Below are 20,580 nucleotides of genomic sequence, written 5' to 3' on the forward strand. Positions count from 1 at the left end.
TCGAGACATGACATGGACGTTCAACAGTTCGCCTTCCTTGCGCGCCAACCTTCTGCATCCCTGAAAAGCCGCTCCCACTTCATGGGCTTGCCCAAACGCGGGTTGGCGTTTGTTTTGGCGAACGTCATGTTCTGGCAACCGTTGCTGGTGCAGGCGGATGGCATTGTAGTCAGCGCGCCGGGCACCAGCCTGGGCCAGGCGGCGAATGGCGTACCTATCGTCAACATCAGTGCACCCAATGGCAGCGGGCTGTCGCATAACCAGTTCCAGGACTACAACGTCGGCCAACAGGGAGTGATCCTCAACAACGCCACCAGCCGCACTCAGTCCACGCAGTTGGGCGGGATCATCCTCGGTAACCAGAACCTCAACGGTACGGCAGCCAGGGTAATCCTCAACGAGGTCAACGGCGGTAGCCCCAGCCAACTGCGCGGTTTTACCGAAGTGGCGGGGCAGTCGGCCCATGTGATCGTGGCCAACCCGTATGGTGTTACCTGCAACGGCTGCGGCTTTATCAACACCCCGCAAGCGACGTTGACCACCGGCAAGCCTGTGCTCGAAAACGGCCAGCTTCAGCGGTATCAGGTGGACCAGGGCAGCGTTGTTATTGAAGGGGCCGGGCTCAATGCCAACAACATCGACCGCTTCGAGATCATCACCCGCTCAGCCAAGCTCAATGCCGACATTCAGGCCAAGAACCTGACAATCATTGCCGGCGCCAATGATGTTGATGCCAAGACCCTGAACGCGACTGCGCGTGCCACTGCCCCGGCGACCGCCCCTCAACTGGCCATCGACTCCTCGGCCCTGGGCGGCATGTACGCCGGGGCGATCAAGCTGGTCAGCAGTGAAGCCGGTGTCGGCGTAAAGCTTGACGGCAACATGCTCGCCAGTGGCGGCGACATGCAGTTGGATGCCAATGGTCACTTGAGCCTGGCGCAGGCCACGGCGGCGCAAGCGGTTGTCATCAATGCCAAGAGCCTGGATGCCCAGGGCGCGGTCTATGCCGGTACCCGTGTCGATGCAACCACCCAAGGCACACTGACCAACCGCCATTCCATCGCCGCTCGGGACAGCGTCAAGCTGACCAGCGACGGTCAGCTCAACAACCTTGGCTTGATCGAGGCCGGTGTCACCCCGCAGAGCACCCGCAACCAAACCGGTGATGTGACCCTCACCGCCAAGAACATCGACAACCGTGGCCAGAGCGTCGTCGCCAGTCGCGACCTCAAGGCAACCGTCAGCGAGACTCTCGACAACCGGGCCGGCACGCTGTCGGCGAACACCGGGATGATCCTCAGTGCCCAGGCTATCGACAATCGCGGCGGCACCCTGACCAGCCAGGGCACGCTCAAAACTACCCTCGGTGGTCAGCTCGATAACCGCGACAACGGTACCCTCGCCAGCGGCGGTGAGCAGGTACTGAAAGCGGCAGCGGTGAACAACACCAACGGGGTCATCAGCAGCCAGGATACCCTTGGCCTGGACGTGGCCAGCCTCGATAACAGCGGCGCTAAGATCACCGCCAAAAGCACGTTGACCCTGGAAGGCACCACCGTCGACAACGCCAAGGGGCAGATCACCAGTCAGGGTGACATCCTCGCCACCGCCAAAGCCTTCAACCAGCAAGGCGGCAAACTGATCAGCCAAGGCCAGCTCAGCCTGACCGCTGACACGATCGACAACAGCCTCGACGGCTACATCGCCTCCGTCAATGCCATGGGCCTCACTGCCCATCAGCAACTGATCAACACCGGTAAAGGCATCATCAGCACCCAGCAGGGCCTGACAATCAACGGCGGTGCGGTGGACAACAACACGGGCAGCCTGCTCAGCCAGAGCGGCATCACCGCGACCTTGGACGCAGGGCTGAATAACCAAGATGGCAGCGTCATCACCCAGACCGATAACCTCACCATCGAAGCCCACAACGTTGATAACCGTGGCGGTGTATTGGCCAGTGTTGCGGGCAAGCTCAAGGCCACTGCGGCAACCGTGCTGGATAACGGAAAATCGCTCACAGCAGCTGACGAAGTGGGGCTGATCCAGGCCCAGTCGATCTACCTGGGCGCGCAACAATCGCTACTGAACAATGGCGGCCAGATTGCTGCCCTGAGCGGCGATACCCAGATCACCAGCACGATCCTCGGCAACCAGAATGGTGCATTGCTGGCCAAGCAAGCCCTGAACGTACGCGCCACCCATCTCAACAACAGCCAAGGCCGAGCCGCCGCAGATGCCATCGATTTCGACCTGGCCGGCGAGCTGAACAACCAATCTGGCCTGGTCGAAGGCGCCAGCGCTTTGCTGATTGACGCCGCGTCCATCAACAACCAGAACGGCAAATTGCGCTCCCTCGGTCAACAAGGCACCGCCAGCGTAGCCAGTGCGCAGTTGCTGGATAATCAGCGCGGCATGATCGAAGCCGCCAACCATGACGTGTCCCTGCGCATGGCCAGCTTCAAGAACACCGACGGCAATGTCCGTCACGTCGGCACAGGCACTTTTGCGGTCGATCTGGCGAAGTTCAGCAATATCGGCGGAAGCGTCGCCACTGCCGGCACACTGACCGTCGACGCCGCCACCTGGGACAACAGCACGGATGTTCAGGCGGATGTGCTGAATGTCACCGTAGGCCAGCTCAACCAGGCAGCCACCGGCAAACTGGCCGCCAGCCAAAGCTTCACCGGCAAGGGCGACAGCTGGACCAATGCCGGACGCATCACCAGCGGCGCAGCGTTCTCCCTGACCGCCGCCAATGTCACCAACACCGGCACCCTCGGCGGCGCCGGCAAGGTTGATCTGAATGCCGAAACTGTGCGCAACGACCACGGCCTGATCTTCAGCGGCGCCGACATGGCGCTGCGCTTCAAGAACCTGACCAACTACTACGCCGACATCTACAGCCTCGGCGGCCTGAGCATGATGGCCCGCGACGGCGTGGCCCGCAGTGCGTCACTGGAAAACATCTCCAGCCATATCGAAGCGGCCAACGATGTACTGGTGCGCAGCGACAGCCTAATCAACCGCAAGGACGTGTTCAGCACTGTCGACCAACCGGTGTCGGGCAGCCTGAGTGTGAGGTGCTACGACTGCAGCGGTGACCACCACAACGTCGATTACATTGCCAATGAAGTCTCCAAAAGTGTGGTGGCGACAGATTCGGCCAGCTCATCTATCCAAAGTGGGGCCAAGCTGACCGTCGATGGATCCAGTGTGCTGAACAAGTACAGCACCATGGCCTCGGGCGCGGATCTGCTGATCACCGCCGACAACTTCGCCAACATTGGCGCTACCACTGGTACCAGCACACGCACGCGTACCTGGAACACCGGCCGCGTTACCGACGGTACGGATGAGCGCTTCCGCGCCAACTGGATCTACCCCTACAACGCCCAGCCCAACCCCAAGGTATTGCCGGTGGGCGCGCTCAACTCTTTCAACCTGGTGGGCGACACCACCACCGTGACCCCGGGCGATCCCATTGCCTCGGTGATTCAAGCGGGCGGCAACATCAGCATCCAGGCGCCCCAGCAGCTGGAAAACAGCAGCATCGTGCAGTTCACGCCGCCGACGCCCGTCGCGGACAAGGGCGGCGCCACGACCGTGACCAAGCCCGCCGTGGTGGTGCTGAACCCGCAACTGCCACCGGACCTGGCACAGCAACAAGTCAACCCGACCACCATGCCGGGCTTCGCTCTGCCCAGTGGGACGAACGGGTTGTTTCACGTGGTCGACAGCGCCGCTGTTGCCAAAAACAGCCAGGATCTGAGCCAAGCCAACATCCAGGGCTCGGACGCCAGCCGTGTGTTCGTCGGCCCCAAATACCTGGTCGAAACCAACTCCGCCTTCACCGATCTCAAGCAGTTCATGAGCTCGGACTACCTGCTGGGCCAGCTGGGTTACGACCCTGAAACCAGTTGGAAGCGCCTGGGGGATGGTCTCTATGAACAACGCCTGATTCAACAAGCCGTCACCGCGCGCACAGGTCAGCGCTTTATCGCCGGCCAGACCACCGACGAAGGCATGTTCAAGTACCTGATGAACAACGCCATCGCCAGCAAGGAGCAACTCAACCTATCCGTTGGCGTGACCTTGACCTCGCAGCAAGTCGCCGCACTGACCCATGACATCGTCTGGATGGAAGACCAGGTGATCAATGGCCAGCACGTGCTGGTCCCCGTGCTGTACATGGCCCAGGCGAACAACCGCCTGACGGCGGATGGGGCGTTGATTCAGGGCAAGGACGTCACCTTGATTGCCGGTGCGGATTTGAAGAACTCCGGCACGTTGCGCGCCAGCGAAAACCTTTCGGCAGCCGCGGGGAACAACCTCGTGAATACGCGGCTCGCGCAGGCCGATGAAAAACTGAAGTTGGTGGCGGGCAAGGACCTGGTGAACATGCAAGGCGGCATCCTCAAGGGTAAGGATGTTGACCTGAGCACCTTGACTGGGGATATCCGCAATGACCGGACCATCACCACGATTGAACACAGTGGGAAGGGCTTCAGCTCCAAGACGGCAGTCGTCGATAGCGCCGCGCGGGTTGAGGCCGAGAACAACCTGACGATGCATGCAGCGCGGGATTTGCTGAATGTCGGCGGGGCCATTACCGCAGGCAAGAACGCTGAGCTGAGCGCGGGTAACGACGTGGTGATTGCGGCGGCTCGCGAAGAAACCGGCTCGACGCGCCAGGACAAACGGCATTTCTGGGCGCAAAGCCAGACGGTGCAGCATGCCAGTGAGATCAAGGTCGGTGGGGATCTTGATGTTGTGGCGACGAACGATTTGACGATGGTTGCCAGCCATGTCAAGGCAGGCGGCGACGTCAATTTATCGGGCAAGGATGTGAACCTCCTTGCGGCTGCCAACGAAGACTCAAGTGAGTACCGCTACAAGCGCAGCGGCAAGAAGATCAAGCAGGAAGAGGACCATGTTCGCCAGCAGGGCACGACCATTGAGGCCGGTGGTGATGTAAACGTTGCGGCGCTGCAAGACGTGACGATGGTCGCCAGCAAAATCAACGCCGGTAACGAGGCCTATCTGGTCGCCGGTAAGCAGTTGAATTTGATGGCTGAACTCAACCGCGACTACTCCCTCTACGACATGAGCAAAAAAGGCAGTTGGGGGAGCAACGCGGCGAAACGCGATGAAGTGACGCAGCACACTAACGTCGGCAGTGAAATCAAGACGGGCGGCGATCTCACGCTCAAGAGCGGCGGGGACCAGCGTTACCAAGTGGCAACCCTGGACAGCGGTAAGGACCTGACGCTGGACAGCGGTGGCCGCATCGTGTTTGAGGGCGTGAAGGACTTCCACGACGAGAGCCATACCAAGAGCAAGGGCGATTTGGCTTGGTACAAGATGAAGGGCGAAGGCAAAACGGATGAGACCCTTCGACAAAGCGCCCTGATCGCTCAAGGCAAGCTGGTGATCAAAGCTGCCGAAGGCATTCGTATCGATATAAAGCAGGTCGATCAACAGAGTGTTAGCCAAACCATCGATGCGATGGTGCAAGCGGACCCCAACCTGGCCTGGATGAAGCAGGCGCAGGCCCGTGGTGATATCGATTGGCGCCAGGTAAAGGAAATTCACGACAGCTTCAAGTACGAGTCCTCTGGCCTCGGCGCTGGCGCCAAGATTGCCATCGCTATTTTGATGTCTTTCATCCTCGGCCCCGCTGGTTTGGGGTTGAGCGGGTCAAACCTGGCAGTTGCTGCCAGCCTGAGCACGACCGCGGTCACTAGCACCATTGATAACAAGGGCAACCTAGGGCTGGCGGTGAAAGATACGTTCAGCACGGGGAGTCTGAAGAACGCTGCGATTGCGGGATTCACTGCTGGCTTTCTTGATTACGCCGACGACAAATGGTTCACGGCAGCCGATGGCGCGGGCTCGGCCACACAGGGTATTCAACCCACGGATGGTGCTGCGGTAGGCGCGACCACCCCTTCCAAAGATATCTTCCGTTGGAGCAATGCCTCTGATGCGGCGACTCGTACCGTTGGACGAGCACTTATCTCGAGCGGAGTGTCCTCGGCCATTGGGGGAGGCAGTTTCGGCAGCAACTTCAGCGCAGCCTTGATGGGCGAGGCCGGCCAAATGGCCATGGCCTCCGGCTTCAACTGGATTGGTGACAACGCCATTCATTTTCCAGATGCAAGCGTCCAGAAAGTGGTTGCTCACGCGATCATGGGCGGCTTGCTGGCTGAGCTGACGGGCAGTGACTTCAAGACAGGCGCAGCGGCCGCAGGGCTCAATGAAGTCATGGTGAGCTCGATGGGCGACCTGGGCCGGGATAACAAAGAGCTGAGGCTGGTTCTATCGCAACTTACTGGCTTGGTAGCGGCTGCGGCGGTCGATGGCGATTTGGACAAAGGTGTTGCTATCGCCAAAGGCGCCACTCAATACAACCATGACCTGCATGAAACTGCGGCGAAACAGGTGGCCCAGCAAGCGCTGGACCACTGTCGCCAAAACCCTCAGCTATGCGACCTGGGTATCGATTTCAGCAAGTTGACGGTCGACGACATCGTTTTTGCCATGCGTGTAGAGGGGGAGCATGGAAAGGGGATAGAAAACGCCAAGCCGGAAGCAATCGCTTTTGTTGACGGCTTCATGTTCAGCAGAGCTCCTAAACTACGTGACGCTTTGTACACTGAAACGGAGTCTGAGCGGAGTAGGCTTGATGTCGAGAATAAGGCGACTTTGGCGCTTTCGGTCATCAGTCTTGGCAATGCGGTTCGTAATTTTGGTAACTTCCTGCAAGGATTGGTGAGGGCGACGCCAACCGGTGTACCTGTCGTCAAAGCTGTGGATGAGCTTGCGGCAAAAGAAGCTGCAGGAGCTTCAAAGAACTCGAATGTGACAAGTGCCATAACAGATGCGGAGGCTGGAACTAGCGGGCTACCGAAACTCGGCTCTTTGAAAGGAGAGCCTGAGCTCCCACCAAAAAATGCGTCTCCAGACATGGTTCGGTCAATAGAACGTCAAAATGAGGCGTCTAAAAAACTTGCCCAAGCAGGGTTTGATGTCGAACAGTTAGCGAACACGGGTCGGAAGGGTGGGAATCCTGATTTGCGAATTAATGGTGACTTGGCTGATGTATTCTCTCCTAGAACGAATAGCCCTATTTCAGTATTAATGACTGTCACTGAGAAGGTTGAAAAACAGGCTAGCAGTGTTGTTGTGAATTTAGCGGACTCTCCACTAACATTTGGCGAGATAGAGAAAGCACTGCGATCTCGTCCTGTTGAAGGATTGAAAAAACTTTATTTGATGAAAAACAATGAATTCAGGGTGATTGAGGCTTCAAAATGACTATTACTATGAGCCTTGAGGCTGAAGAGGGTACCTCATTCGATAAGGTTTCCTTAGCCTTATCAAAAGTTGGAGCTGAATACTCGGTTGATGATAAATATTTGACTGGGAATTTTAATTTTTCGAATTGCTATTTTGTCTTTCGCTATATTGTTCCTCATGACTCTGTGGTAGCAGAGGGTGTGGAGGCCGATTGGGAAGTAGGTGTGCGAGGTGCATTCCATTCGCCTATTGACTCACTCTCGGAAAGTTGGGCGGATATTAAGGGTTTTCTTATGGAGTTTTCGATGGAGACAAGTCGGAGATTTGTACTCTCTTTTCAATATGAGAGCGTGTATGCAGTTCGAGATCAGCATGGTGTAAAATTTTTTAAGAGTATGATTGATGATATTTAGAATCCATATTCCTTCTTCTTAAGCGGGGCAAAAGCAACAGGTGGCGCTGCTGGAAAAGTCGAGGAATTTATCTCGCCAGGAATGGATCGCCATCCCGCCCGGTTAACCTCGAGTTTCCTCCGAGCGTTGTTGATGGGATGGAGTATCCGTAAATATAAAAAATATGGTGGGCTGCTCCAAATAATTTCCCGTTCATTCTTTAAAATATTTCTGTGTTTGCGTTCTTCACTGCGCACGATTGCGTTTAATGAGATTTCAGCCAGGCTTCCTGCGAGCGGCAGTTGTAAATCAGCGATTTACAACCGCTGCCTCAGACACTGAGCTATCACCATTGCTGCAGCTGGTTGGTTATTCTGCCATTTCAACCAGAGCCCTCAAACGCCCTGCAAAACCCTCAACGCGGCTTGATCCAAAATACCCGATCGGATTTGGGGACAGAGGAAAGGCTGCGAAATATCATTCCGATCCGCACACACATACCTACGAATATGGTCCTGGCTATGGAGTAAATGGTAAGACGAGAGTAAAGCATGATTAAAGTTCTGCAATTGAATGAGTTGCTTGTTGCTCACAACTGCTTGCGCGCCATTAATATTCAATTGAACGAAGATGGGGTGACTTATGATTTGTCTCTATCGGTTTCGGTCTCTGAAAATTCAGGGGGTGATGTGGTATGTATCAAGTTTATTGATATCAGCCATTTTGCGTTCCGTGATATTGGTGGCAGATTGACTCAGTTGATGAATATGAGTGTGAGTCAGTTGGATTCGGGTTTTGACCGGATGCGTTATCAGTTGGTCGATCTTGAAGATAATAAGTTGTCATTTTACTTCTCATCATTTTCGGTTGAGTAGAGGGTGCAAAAGAGAGCTAGCCCGTGATTGGAACTGTGGTGTAACTGGTCGTCTCAATGCAGTCAGGTGATGCAGCCATTTGGCCGGCCACACCCCCTGTGGCGAGGGAGCTTGCTCCCGCTGGGTTGCGCAGCAACCCCAACCGGTCTCACTCCGCTTAGCCTGCCCCCTGCAGCCGCTTTCAGCGTCCGAGCTTTTCCATCGCCGCATCGGCCAGGAAGGACGACCGGCTCTTGATGTTGTGCTCGCGGACAAAGCGGTCGATTTGCTGGATGACATAACCCGGCAGGGTCACGTTGACCTTCTCGGTCTTGCCCAGGTAAGGCGTGATATCGATATCCAGCATGCCCCAGCCCATGCCCTCGAAATCGGGGTTGGCGCGGTGCTTGCGGGTGGGTGAGTGCAGGGGAATGGCGTGCCCTGCGCGGGCCCGTTCTTCGAGCATGACGTGGGCAATCTCGATGGCCGCGCTATAGGCGGTTTCGAAGCTGTCGCCCGCGGTGACAGCGCCGGGGATGTCGGGAATCTGGATGCCGGTGGCGGTGTGTTCGTCGCCCCACTCGATGCAGATGGGATAGTGCATGGGGATCTCCTCAATAGATGAAGGCTGAAGGGCTAGATCAGTCCAGCCAGTTTTCTGATGGCCCTGACCGTCGAAACCTGTAGCCGCTGTCGAGCGCAGCGAGGACGCAGTTCTCGCCAAACCTGTCGATGCTTTTCACCTGGCTGCATACGGTTCTGTGGACATATCCGTTGCTGCGGTTACGGCCACTTATGGTTTCGCTCTTACAGCGACTCACTTTTGAACAGCGCAAAAGTAAGCAAAACGCTCCTGCCCCCGCATCCGGCGCCTCGCATAGGCTCGGCGTTCCCTCACTCCGGCGTTGCTCCGGGGGCACGCCGCCACAGGCCATCCATGGCCTGATGGCGGCTAGCTCGGCATCCATGCCGAGCTGCCCCCTGCGCAACGCCTGCGTTCGGCCTTCTGGAGGGGGCAGGTAGATCAAGAGCAAGATCAAAAGCCAAAGCAAGATCAAAGGCCGGGGCAAAGCCCAGCGCGTTTTACGCGCTTGTTGAGTTCAATGGCGTGCAGGCCTCTTGCGCTGTTCGCCACTGAATCACCTCCAGCACCGCGCAACCCTCCCGGGTGAGCAGATGCACCCCTCGGGTGACCCGCGTCAGGTCGCAGTCGGCAATGTCTTTCAGGTTAAGCGTGGACAGCGTGTCCATCAGGTCCCGCACCACGGTGAAACGATGGGCCGCACTGCTGGCCAGATCGCTCAGGGAAGCTTGGGTGTCGAGGTAGAAAACGGCTTGGTTGGCGTCGTGGGTGTCGACGGCGGTAAAGCGCGAGAGTGGCTGGTCAATCATCGGTACAGCTCCTGTTTATGGAGCAATCACCTGGGTTGCCGACGACGAAGAAAATGACCGCTGTGCGCGCCTATGACGACCGGAGAATCACCGCGCACAGCCGTCATCACATCCTGTCGCGGGCACCGGAAAGGCGACTGCAAAGGTGTTGTGGACGCTGATGCTGCGTTGTAATTCGACCGGCCAAGGTCGTCGCGGATGTTGCTGCGAGAAGGGACTATAGGGACGGGGTTTGGGGGCGGCAAGAGAGTGTTGGAGAGGATGTTTAAGTGGCTGTGCCTAGCAGCAGGGGGGCGGCCGTTTTAGATAGCGCTTCGTTCTTGTAGGCCGGTGTGAGAGACCGCTATCGGCCGATTGCTGCCATCCGATAGGGGTAAACATTAGGTCGGAAACAGTCCAGCTAGCGGGGGGGCAACTACACCGCGGTCATGGTTATCGCAGAAAAACTCATTTTCAGTTATGGCCGTTGTTGCCGTCATCGCACGAGAACTACCATGCGTTCTCAGTCGGATTCTAACTACCAATGCTGGTGGATCGCACAAGATTACGCAGGTCTGAATAGACGTTGTCCCGCTTGCCCGAGTTGGAACGGCGACAGTGACCGCATTCCTCGACGAATCTAGTCAGGCCGGCTCGGTGCTCATCGCTCCCAAGGTCCATACCTGCCAGCTTATCTCCATCGTGCAATGGGTCTCCCATGCTGATGACGCCGCTTGTTGATCACTTCAAACATCCAATAAGAAAGAGGCTAGTAAGCATATGCGCAAGACGTATCTTATTGTCGGGGGCGGTACTGCCGGAGCTGTGCTAGCGGCGCGATTATCCGAGTGGGATCTGGCGGATGTCGTGCTGTTGGAAGCTGGCCGCGATACGCCTCCCCACGCTATGCCTGACGATATCAATGATGCGTTTCCTTCGGCATCGCTCAATCCAGGCTATTTCTGGACCAACCTTATGGCGAGGCGAAGGGCAGGTGGTCCTGGGTATCCTTATCCGCAGGCGAAGGTGTTGGGCGGAGGCTCCAGTATCAATGGCATGTGGACTCTACGTGGCCTGCCATCGGATTTTGCACGGTGGGTGGAGTTGGGTGCTGAGGGCTGGGGCTGGGAGCAGGTCTTGCCTTTTTTCAGGAAGGCCGAAGGTGATGTTGATAGAACCGCTGCGCCAGCTGGGCCTTTTAAAATTCGGCGCCCGTCGGAGGTTGAACTTCCAGGCTTTGTTCGGAAGATACGCGACGTACTTGCGGGTAAAGGTGTCGAGGTGATCGATGACATCAACGAACAGCCGGATTGCGGTTTTTTCAATATGCCTTACGCGGCTGTAGGCGGCCTGCGTTCCTCCAGTGCCAGCTGCTATCTGACAGCCCAGGTACGTGCCCGACCCAACCTGCGAATTATTGCCGACGCAGGGGTGGAGTCGATCCAAATGTCCGGCAATCGCGCGTGCGGAGTCATCTACAAAAAAGATGGCGAGGTGCACAATATCGCCGCACATGAAGTGGTCCTGAGCGCCGGAGCGATCCATTCGCCGGCAATTCTCATGCGTTCCGGTATCGGTGCATCTGCCGCGTTAAGCGCCCTCGGTATCCAGCCCCGCATCAATCTTCGAGGCGTGGGGCAGAATCTGCAAAACCATCCTTATTTGCAGATGGTACTGACGCTCCCCCGCCCGGCGCGGCAGAAGGCTGCTTTACGTGCCTTTGCCTGTGCCGGGGTCAGGCACTCATCTGGCTTGAAAAACACAACACCGGGTGATCTGTTTCTCGCGTTTCTTGGACGTGTCAGTGCACGGAGTTTCGGCACGGACCTGGCGATGTTCAGCGCTGCGCTGTACGCCCCAAATTCTCGTGGCAGAGTCGAGTTGGTCTCCGCGGATCCGCAGGTTCCGCCCAGCATTGAGTTTAATTTTCTCAGCGATCCATTGGATATAGAGAGATTGCTGCTGGCGGCCCGTTTCGCCGAATCGCTGTTGGCGGAGCCTGGGTTCAAGCCCTGCTTTCATGATGCGTTCATTATGCCGCCGGTGATGGCCGCCAATCAGTTCAACCAGAGAGGTCTGGCGGGCCTGATCATGGACATAGGTGCTAAGGCGTTGTTAAACGGCCCTTCCATTTTGTCCAGGTGGCTGCTCTCAAAGAGGTTCAGGCCAGGTCGCTGGATCGCCAGTGCTACACGACGTAAACCGATGAGCGATGCCGAGATCCTGGGGGCCATTGCTCCGATGGGGCATCCATCAGGTACTTGCAGAATGGGCCATGCATCTGACCCGGATGCCGTGGTCGACGCTCAGTGCCGGGTGCTGGGGGTTGAGGGGCTGAGGGTGGTCGATGCTTCGATCATGCCCGTGATTACCAGTGCGAATACCAACTTGAGCACGATCATGATTGCCGAAAAAGCGGCAAGCATGATGCTGGCCGGGCAAGTCTGAACCGTTTCAAGAACACAGCGATGATACCGGACAGTGTCATCGCCGTTCCTGAGTGCAGTGACTACTTGAGTGAGTGGCCGCGCAGTCGGCCAATGGGCTGGCTGAAGGTGTCGATATCTGTTTCTGCTGAATGTATGCCGACTCTGGGTAACATCAGTGCAACCAACGCTGCCAGGCCGAAGAAGCCGGCACAGACAATCAGCCCGCCACTGAACCCGATAGCACCCGAAATCCCCGCCAGAGCGAATGGCGCCAGGGCTGATATGCCGCGCCCGACGTTGAAGCAGAAGCCGGCTCCGGTGGAACGAACCCGGGTCGGAAACAGCTCGGCAAGGTAGGACCCGAACAATCCGAAAAATGCTGTGAACAGACCGAACAGCGGACCGAGCCAGAGGAGCACTTGGTGATCATTGGTCATGGCATATATCGGCATGATTGCGGCCACACCCAGCAACGTGATCACGATAGTGCGGTGTCGGCCAATACGGTCAGCCAGCAGGCCAAAGCCGTTGTAGCCGATGAACATGCCCACGTTCAATATCGTTACAAAGTAGGCAACGGATGTAGAGGGCAGGCTTCGCTCAACGGCGAGGTATGTAGGAAGCCAAGCCATTGCCCCCCAGTATCCTGTCAGGGCAAACGCTGACATCAGCGTGCCGAGAATGGTTGTACGACGCAGAGAGGGCTCAAATACATCCCGGACGACCACGGGGGTAGTGCCATGTCGAGCCTTCTGCACAGTCCATTTGGCAGACTCGCGAAAGAGGATGGCAATCGTCAGTACCGGCAGCAGCACGGCGGCGCCGGCAACCAGGAACATCATTCGCCAATCTGGCAGAAAGTGGCCGGAGATTACCGCCGCCACGGCCCCGCCTGCCGGGAAAGCACTGATCACGAAGGCAGCGGCGCGTCCGCGGCTTTGGACTGACCAGGTTTCTACGATGTAGGCTGATACAACGCTCCATACCGACCCCAGGCCAACGCCGGCCAAAAACCTCAGGATTAAAAAGCAGGTGAAATTGGGCACGACTGCGATCGCTGCGGTAAATACACCGAAGGTGATCAAGGCAGTCAGTAGCGCCGTTTTACGTCCATAGTTATCCGCTACATAACCGCCAGTTACGCTGCTCACACCGATGCCGATCAAGGTGGCGGTGACGAGCAGACCACCTTGAGTTGCAGAGAGCCCTAAGTCGCTGCGAATGGAGGGAAGTGCCAACGACAGGAGGACGATTTCCACGGCGTCAAACAAGTACGCAAGGAAACATCCTCCCAGTACGATCCAGCGATTCTGATTCATTTTTTTTGTACCTCTATTGTTATTGTTATACGACGGTGTGCATGCGACGTGGGTCGGGAAGGGTAGGTGTCTCTTGGAGCCGCTACGCGAATTTATCGCCCCCGCGGTTGGGTCTTGGACCAGTAATCCACCTGGTAGCGCGCAATTCGAAGATCCCCCAGCTCCTGTTTTACGCGCAGGTGCTCTGGGTGCACGGCGTAGCCTTCCAGTGCTTCCTTGGAGACAAACTCTGAGTACAGCACCACGTCACACGCATACTCGATGCGGCTGAAATCCACGCCGATTTCGAGGTGTGTCATGCCAGGAATACGGCCGAGTAGGCTGTCGAATGATGCTTTGATCTGCTTGGCGGCTTGATGCCGTTCAGCATCGTTCTGTCCTTTGAGGTTCCACATCACAATGTGCTTTACGTTGTCGCTCATCTTGCCGGTCTCGTTGTTCAGTAGTGAAAAGGTATCGTTTCCAACGGGGTTACCCAGCTGTCGGTGCTGACGCTAAAGCTTCGACGCCACGGGATAAATGCCGTGGGTGGAATTCAATATTTCGCGAATGGAAAAGCGCACGTGAAGTTCAGCCAACGAGCTTCAATCTCGGACTCTTGCGACTGCTGGAAAACACATTTCCGGGGGCGTCATTGGTTGGCAAAGGCAATTTTGCTAGGTTGCCTGTGACGTAAATCCATAAATGGAGAGCGGTATTAAAAAATGAAAAACACAAAAATGAATACATCGGTCTTTTGCCATTTCTCCCTTTACGTAGGAGGCGCGAGCTTCGTATGAACGCACCTGTCATCGGCTGGATTGGGCTGGGAAAAATGGGCACTCCCATGTGCGAGCACCTACTGGACGTAGGCTATCCCCTGCTGATTTTCGACCTGAACAAACAAGCAGTTGAGGCCTGTGCTGCTAGAGGGGCCCAGCCTTGTGAAAGTATTGCTGAGCTGGGGCAGAGAGCCGATATCGTGATCTCGATGCTTCCTGACGACAGCGCCTTGATCAGCGTAGGTGCTCAGGTCCTGAATCATATGGCGGCTGGGAAAATCTTTGCGGACATGAGCACGGTCTCTCCCGAAGCCTCCGCAACCATCTGCGCCGCTGCCACCGCAGGTGGAATCGACTACGTCTGCGCGCCCGTTTCGGGTAGCACCGAGCTGGCGCGCAAGGCAATGCTCACCGTGTTCGCCTCAGGGGGTAAGCCGGCGTGTACGGCGCTGGCACCCATCTTCGCCACATTTGCTGCGACCTGTTACCAGGTAGGTTCGGCGCACCAGGCCCGCTACATCAAACTGGCGATCAACCATATGGTTGGTTCGACAGCGGCATTGATGGGCGAAGCACTGGCCTTGGGTCGCAAGGGTGATGTCGACTGGGACGTGTTGCTGGATGTCATGGCTTCAAGTGTCATTGCTTCCCCCTTGGTGAAGTACAAGATAGATACCCTCAAGGCGCGCAATTTCACGCCTGCGTTTACTGCGGCGCAGATGCGCAAGGACATGGGACTGGTCACATCGGCAGGGAAACAATCAGGCGTGTCTATGCCGCTGGCGGACAGGGTATACAACTACTTCCAGGACTATGCGGAACATAGTCCACAGAACGACTTCTTTGGCGTGCTTGAGGATGTCGAAGCACAATCGGGCCTTCAGCCCCTAGAGCGAACCACGCGCTGAAACTGGCGCCCCGGCCATGGCCGGGGCTGCTGTCAGTTGGGCTCGCTTGGCTTGAGCACAAAATCGAAGTCCAGCGTACAAAATGGCTCATCACACTGCGTGCCGTCGGGAGCAATGCCCGCCTCATGCTTGACCCATTCAGCGATCAGCGATGTGCGAACACCGAAAACGGTATCGGAGTCCAAGTATTCGCCACCCTCCTTGAATACATGGGTGACCAGACGTTCATAGCCCTCGGCCGACACCATGAAGTGCAGGTGAGCAGGTCTCCAAGGATGGCGCTCCAATGCTGCCAGCAACTTGCCAACGGGGCCATCATGGGGGATCGGGTAGGCCTCCGGAACGATTGTTCTGAAGTGAAAGTGCCCTTGGGCATCAGCCCTGAGAACGCCTCGCCCTTCATATGCATCAAGATCCGGTTTCTGAACATCGTAGTAACCCTGGTCATCGGCTTGCCAAACCTCCAGTACCGCGTAAGGCACCACCTCGCCGTTTAATCCTCGGACGGTTCCTCGTACGAACCACGGTGTCCCCGGCAGACTTCTGGACAGGTCTGCACCTAATTCAATGAATGGCGCGTCCGCGACGTGAAAGGGTCCAAATACGGTGGCCTCGGTGCACCCATCCGGCTTGCGATGATTCTGGGCAATGACCAGCGTGGACAAACCCAGTATGTCGGAAAGCAAAATAAATTCTTGGCGCACGGGGCTGCAGATCTGGCCCACGCTGGTTAGAAACTCAATGCCTTTTTCCCACTCCTGTTCGGTGAGCTGAACCTCTCTGGCGAACGCGTGGAGATTTTGGATCAATCCCGTGATGATCTGATGCAGACGCCTGTCCCGCGTGCCTGCGTTTCGCGCGAGTACTTCTTGTGTGATCGTTGTTTCGTCGAGGTTACGCATAGAGGCTCCTGTTGTTCTTGTCAGTGAGTGGCAATTGGGTGGTTGGCAAGAAGCACCGAATTCGATAGCCGATGACGGTGCTTCTGTTCAGACTCGAGCTAAGTTATAGTTTCAAAATATGAAGTAAAATCCATTAATTGGAATTGTGTATTCCAATATTGGAATAATAAAAATAAGTTAAGGCGGGTCAATATGGATCGAATGACAGAGCTGGAGTTGTTCGTAAATACAGCCGAGTTGGGCACTCTGTCCAAAGCCGCTGAGCAGCTTAATATCTCCAATGCCTCTGCAAGCCGCCATTTGGGGGCACTCGAGAGTCGTCTCAATGTCAAACTGATCGAGCGCAACACGAGGCGTTTGTCCCTAACATCTGCCGGCAGTGAATTCTATAAACGCTGCAAGGCATTGCTGGTCGAACTCAATGAGGCTGAAGCTTCATTGACGTCTTCCCAGGCCGAACCTACCGGTACGCTCACGGTTACAGCCTCGGTCTCCTTTGCCATGCTCCACCTCTCGCCGTTGCTACCCAAGTTCTGCAAGCGCTATCCACAGCTCAAGGTCAAGGTCGTCGGTGCCAACCGCTACTACGAAATCATGGATACGGATATCGACCTGGCCATACGAACCCGAGAGTTCGAACCGGACTCCAATATCACTATTCGGCGTCTTGCAGAAACTCGGCGTATCCTGGCCGCCTCACCGGATTACCTGCATCAGCGTGGAAGCCCGAAGCGGGTGCAAGACCTGGCGGACCACGACATGCTGCTTTACAGCCACGCCAACCAGCCTGGCACCCTGAACTTTCAGCAGGGCACCACCGAGGCGTCCATCACGGTAGTACCCAAAATGGAAACCAACGATGGGCAGATTGTCAGAGCAGCGGCTTTGGCAGGCTTGGGCATCCTGGTGCAGCCGATGTATATCATTCATGACGATATCGTTTCCGGTCGCCTTGTATCTGTATTGGATGACTGGCACCTGCCGAGCCTCACGATCAATATTGCATTCCAGAGCCGACGGTACATGCCGGCCAAGACACGCCTGTTCATCGACTTCCTATTGGAGGAGTTTGAAGCGCAGCAATACGAGAAATATTGGACGCGTTAAGGTCTGAAATTCCGGCCCAGGCTCGCGGCCTTGGCCGGAGGACGCTACATCGGACGATTGCCCTCAAACGCGTTTTGCAGCAGTTCGCGAATCGCAGCACGTTCGATTGCTCTAGGGTTCCAGTAGGGGTTGGCCAGTGCGATCTCGGTTGCACGGTCTAGTTCGGCCTCCTTCATACCTAGCTCCTTAAGCGTCAGTGGCGCGCCGAGCGAAGCTGCCAGGTCATAGAGCGCTTGCCCTGCGCTTACGCCTTCGGCACCCAAAGCACGGTTAATACGTAGGGCCGCTTCAGGTATTTGCGCGGCGTTGTAGGCGATTGCATGAGGAAGCACCACGGTATGAGTCGGTGCATGGGGCAAATTAAAACTGCCCCCCAATGTGTGGCACAACTTGTGATGAAGCGCCATGCCGACGTTGCCCAATACCGTGCCGCACAACCAGGCGCCATACAGGCAATTGCTCCGCGCAGCGATGTCTTCAGGGGCATTGACGATAAGGCGAAGTCCACTGGCAAGTGCACGAATGCCTTCCTCGGCGAGCAACGACATCACGGGGTTACCATCTTGGGCGTACAGGCCCTCTGCAGCGTGTGCAATGGCATTGATACCACTGGTGACCGAGAGCCCGACCGGAAGCGAAAGGCTCAGGGTTGGGTCATAGATAACCGTCTTCGGCAGCACTCGCGGGTTCTTGCCCGTTTTCTTGATTCCGTCTTCGGTCAGGCCGTACACCGGTGTCATCTCTGAACCTGCATAGGTTGTCGGGATGGCGAGGATAGGCAGCCCAGAGTCCAGGGCAATCGCTTTTCCGAGGCCAGTGGTCGAGCCGCCACCTATCGCGACAGCACAATCTGCTCCGAGACTACGGGCAACTTCACGTGCTTCTCGGGCAGACTCGATCGGGACATGCATGACCGCCTTGTCGAAAATCCCGGCAGCTCGACTTCCCAGGATCTGGGCGACTCGCTCGGCCTGGGGACGCTGTTCGGGCGTAGACAAGATGAGCGCACGCCTTGATCCGAGGCGGTCAATCTCTTCTTCCAGTTTGCCGATTGCGCCTTGGCCGAAGATGACGCGACCGGGCTGTGAAACGTAGGTGAAATCCATGAGTGACATAAGAAGGGTCCCGGGTTGTTAAAGATCAGGCGATGGGGGTTGGCTGGTAAGCCAGGAGTTTCCAGTTATCGCCATCGTTGACCCATACCGCGAGCGACTTATTGCGCAAAGTCTTGGGGACACCGCCTGAGGTGATTTGCGCGTTCATCTCTCCGAACACCAGAGCAACGCTTCCTTCTACGCGGATGCTATCGATCGGATGGTCGACATGATGGTAAACATAGAATCCTTCGCGACACTTCTTGAGGTAAGAGTCGACCGTATCAATAACTCCGTTGGAGTGGGCGTACTGAAGGTCGGGGTGGGAAAGGTTGGCAAACGTGTCGTATGACCCTTCGAGGATTGCCGCATAACGCAAGTCTTCTTGAGCGCGGATGAGTGTTTCGATATCGCTGGCACTATTCATAACAGTCTCTTTGTTGTGAGGAAGCCGCTGCAGAGCGGTCGAGATGTTTTTAGGCTCGAGTACATCTGCTCGTCTGCAGCCTATAGCCGTACGACAGTTGAAAAAATGCGTGAGATGAAAATCTATATTCCCGCGCTGGAAGAATGCGGCGACCTGGATTTCATGGGGGTACAAGTATTGGGTGTTTTCTATTGGGTTCCGCCTTTTTGGATTAAACGCTAATGTAGGTGGCAGTTGCCCGCTTTGGGCTTATGACACCCACTCGATTCACTGTGTCTATTGATGAAAAACATGAAATGAATGAAAAAAACCAGCAACAGGCGCCAAGTAGACGCTTGGGTGGCCGCTCAGCCCAGGTTGTTTCTGCTGTCCATAGCGCAACCCTTTCCCTGCTTGAAGAAAAAGGCTTCAGCGGGTTTGAAATTCCTGAGGTTGCTGCCAAAGCCAACGTCAACAAAACGTCTATCTATCGCCGTTGGCCCTCTAAGTTGGAGCTCGTCGCTGATGTGGCCAGGGCTCAGGCAAAGCTTGATGTGCCATTGCCCGACACGGGCTCGTTGAAGGGGGATCTTCATGCCTTGTTGCTGCACCTGAGGACTACACTGGAAAGCCCACGTGTGTTGGGGTTGCTTCAGCTAGTTATTGCGCTCGGGAAACAAGACGTTTCCATTCAAAGAGAGCGGGATTTATTCTGGCTGGAACGCTTCGAATTAAGTGGAAAACTGGTAGAGCGCGCAATAGAAAGGGGAGAGCTGCCCGAGGAAACCCACCCTCGGGAGTTCCTCGAGTCCGCCTGCTCTCCGCTGTTTTTTCGAGCGCTGATCACCCGTACGGGAAGCTCCGATCTGGATATCGAACGGGGGGTAGGTCGTTCGATCAAGGCATTTGAGTAGGCTTGGTGGTTAACAAGGCCTCCAGTGGCTTGCTGAGTTTTCAGTGGCCAGGTAGTTAGCGCGGGTGGCCGCTTCGATCCAGTTCGAGAACTCACTGGCCAGATGAAATCGATGACAGCGAATCAGCCACGGCATGACGGCGTAGGGAAATTCGACAGTCAGTTTCGCGCGAAATCCATTGGCCTCATTTTTGAATTGATGCCTTACACCCCCTATCGCAAGGCCGGTGGAGTCCCTGGCGACACCGGCAATCTGGTAGGCGTAGTTGGGGTCTACGGGGGATTTCAAGCTACTCAAGTCTTCGTAGTCGATGTAAAAGTGGGTGGCTAAAGGCGAACCGCCAGTCGTCTCGATGACTTCCTGGCAATTATTCCCGTCGGTGCGAATGACATAGTGGTCGGGCGCTGCGGCGATCATCGAGACTTCATCATTTTTAATCCCGCACTCAATAAACCAGCGCAGGAAATCTTCTGCACGGCCGCGATCGACCAAGATCTCAATGACGCTGAAACGTCGCTGGTTGAATGAAAGTCTAGCAATGACCTTGGTCAGCATTTCAGCCGTCGCAAGCTCGGTTCGCAAAAACGTACGTAGCCCTTCGTCACCGAGCTGCATTTTTCTCTCTAGCAGTTTTTTTCGTAAGCGTTCCAGCGACCAATTTGAGTCAAATGGCACGCCCAGCTTTTTTAGCACATGGTGGGTACGACGTTTTTCCCAGTTGAGGACATCCTGTGCAGGAACGGGTTGGCCTTTAATGTATATATTGATGTTCATCGCATATGCCGGAGGAGCAAGGCCTCACTCCCAATAGAATTTTTCCG

General features: G+C 56.2%; 15 protein-coding genes. 7 read left to right on the forward strand and 8 right to left on the reverse strand.

Going from position 1 to position 20,580, the window contains the following annotated elements:
• The first annotated feature begins 12 nt into the window (after positions 1-12).
• The 3 genes from AC07R1_RS00575 (at position 13) to AC07R1_RS00585 (ending at position 8,569) form a co-directional block, all read left to right on the forward strand.
• Positions 13-7,320, forward strand: a complete 7,308-nt coding sequence (locus AC07R1_RS00575) for a two-partner secretion domain-containing protein (protein WP_495109954.1) — start codon at positions 13-15, stop codon at positions 7,318-7,320.
• On the forward strand, positions 7,317-7,715 hold the full coding sequence (locus AC07R1_RS00580; protein ID WP_182999910.1) for a hypothetical protein: 399 nt from the start codon (positions 7,317-7,319) through the stop codon (positions 7,713-7,715). The genes AC07R1_RS00575 and AC07R1_RS00580 overlap by 4 nt, the downstream gene beginning before the upstream one ends.
• Before the next feature lie 530 nt (positions 7,716-8,245).
• Positions 8,246-8,569 (forward strand): hypothetical protein, encoded by a 324-nt coding sequence (locus AC07R1_RS00585; RefSeq protein WP_495109955.1) that lies wholly within the window; start codon positions 8,246-8,248, stop codon positions 8,567-8,569.
• Positions 8,570-8,750: 181 nt separating this feature from the next.
• Here the strand turns inward: AC07R1_RS00585 and AC07R1_RS00590 are convergent, their stop codons facing one another.
• Both AC07R1_RS00590 and AC07R1_RS00595 read right to left on the reverse strand, forming a co-directional pair.
• Positions 8,751-9,152 (reverse strand): type II toxin-antitoxin system HicB family antitoxin, encoded by a 402-nt coding sequence (locus AC07R1_RS00590; RefSeq protein WP_495109956.1) that lies wholly within the window; start codon positions 9,150-9,152, stop codon positions 8,751-8,753.
• A 479-nt stretch (positions 9,153-9,631) separates the two neighbouring features.
• The gene (locus tag AC07R1_RS00595) at positions 9,632-9,940 is read right to left on the reverse strand and encodes a hypothetical protein (RefSeq protein WP_194237899.1); all 309 of its coding nucleotides are present in this window, start codon (positions 9,938-9,940) and stop codon (positions 9,632-9,634) included.
• A 759-nt stretch (positions 9,941-10,699) separates the two neighbouring features.
• Here AC07R1_RS00595 and AC07R1_RS00600 point away from each other — a divergent pair.
• The gene (locus AC07R1_RS00600; protein ID WP_495109957.1) at positions 10,700-12,367 is read left to right on the forward strand and encodes a GMC family oxidoreductase; all 1,668 of its coding nucleotides are present in this window, start codon (positions 10,700-10,702) and stop codon (positions 12,365-12,367) included.
• A 61-nt stretch (positions 12,368-12,428) separates the two neighbouring features.
• On the opposite strand, the gene AC07R1_RS00605 is transcribed toward AC07R1_RS00600, so the two are convergent.
• Both AC07R1_RS00605 and AC07R1_RS00610 read right to left on the reverse strand, forming a co-directional pair.
• The gene (locus AC07R1_RS00605) at positions 12,429-13,667 is read right to left on the reverse strand and encodes an MFS transporter (RefSeq protein WP_342403966.1); all 1,239 of its coding nucleotides are present in this window, start codon (positions 13,665-13,667) and stop codon (positions 12,429-12,431) included.
• A gap of 92 nt (positions 13,668-13,759) precedes the next feature.
• Positions 13,760-14,089 carry a Dabb family protein gene (locus AC07R1_RS00610; RefSeq protein WP_342403967.1) on the reverse strand — a complete coding sequence of 110 codons (330 nt, stop codon included), beginning with the start codon at positions 14,087-14,089 and terminating at the stop codon, positions 13,760-13,762.
• Between the two features lie 353 nt (positions 14,090-14,442).
• On the opposite strand from AC07R1_RS00610, the gene AC07R1_RS00615 reads away from it, so the two are divergent.
• Positions 14,443-15,336: an NAD(P)-dependent oxidoreductase gene (locus tag AC07R1_RS00615; protein WP_495109958.1), complete on the forward strand. Its 894-nt coding sequence runs from the start codon at positions 14,443-14,445 to the stop codon at positions 15,334-15,336.
• A gap of 32 nt (positions 15,337-15,368) precedes the next feature.
• Here AC07R1_RS00615 and AC07R1_RS00620 read toward each other — a convergent pair whose 3' ends face one another.
• On the reverse strand, positions 15,369-16,238 hold the full coding sequence (locus tag AC07R1_RS00620) for an intradiol ring-cleavage dioxygenase (RefSeq protein ID WP_495109959.1): 870 nt from the start codon (positions 16,236-16,238) through the stop codon (positions 15,369-15,371).
• A 192-nt stretch (positions 16,239-16,430) separates the two neighbouring features.
• On the opposite strand from AC07R1_RS00620, the gene AC07R1_RS00625 reads away from it, so the two are divergent.
• Positions 16,431-17,345, forward strand: a complete 915-nt coding sequence (locus tag AC07R1_RS00625; RefSeq protein WP_342403970.1) for a LysR family transcriptional regulator — start codon at positions 16,431-16,433, stop codon at positions 17,343-17,345.
• Positions 17,346-17,389: 44 nt separating this feature from the next.
• Here the strand turns inward: AC07R1_RS00625 and AC07R1_RS00630 are convergent, their stop codons facing one another.
• Both AC07R1_RS00630 and AC07R1_RS00635 read right to left on the reverse strand, forming a co-directional pair.
• Positions 17,390-18,460 carry a maleylacetate reductase gene (locus AC07R1_RS00630; protein WP_342403971.1) on the reverse strand — a complete coding sequence of 357 codons (1,071 nt, stop codon included), beginning with the start codon at positions 18,458-18,460 and terminating at the stop codon, positions 17,390-17,392.
• A 25-nt stretch (positions 18,461-18,485) separates the two neighbouring features.
• Positions 18,486-18,866 (reverse strand): nuclear transport factor 2 family protein, encoded by a 381-nt coding sequence (locus AC07R1_RS00635; protein ID WP_342403972.1) that lies wholly within the window; start codon positions 18,864-18,866, stop codon positions 18,486-18,488.
• Between the two features lie 272 nt (positions 18,867-19,138).
• Here AC07R1_RS00635 and AC07R1_RS00640 point away from each other — a divergent pair, with 272 nt between their 5' ends.
• Positions 19,139-19,759, forward strand: a complete 621-nt coding sequence (locus AC07R1_RS00640) for a TetR/AcrR family transcriptional regulator (RefSeq protein ID WP_495109960.1) — start codon at positions 19,139-19,141, stop codon at positions 19,757-19,759.
• A gap of 9 nt (positions 19,760-19,768) precedes the next feature.
• On the opposite strand, the gene AC07R1_RS00645 is transcribed toward AC07R1_RS00640, so the two are convergent.
• Positions 19,769-20,533: a hypothetical protein gene (locus AC07R1_RS00645; protein ID WP_495109961.1), complete on the reverse strand. Its 765-nt coding sequence runs from the start codon at positions 20,531-20,533 to the stop codon at positions 19,769-19,771.
• Positions 20,534-20,580: the final 47 nt, after the last annotated feature.

Source organism: Pseudomonas sp. GW821-FHT07F01 (assembly GCF_059418825.1).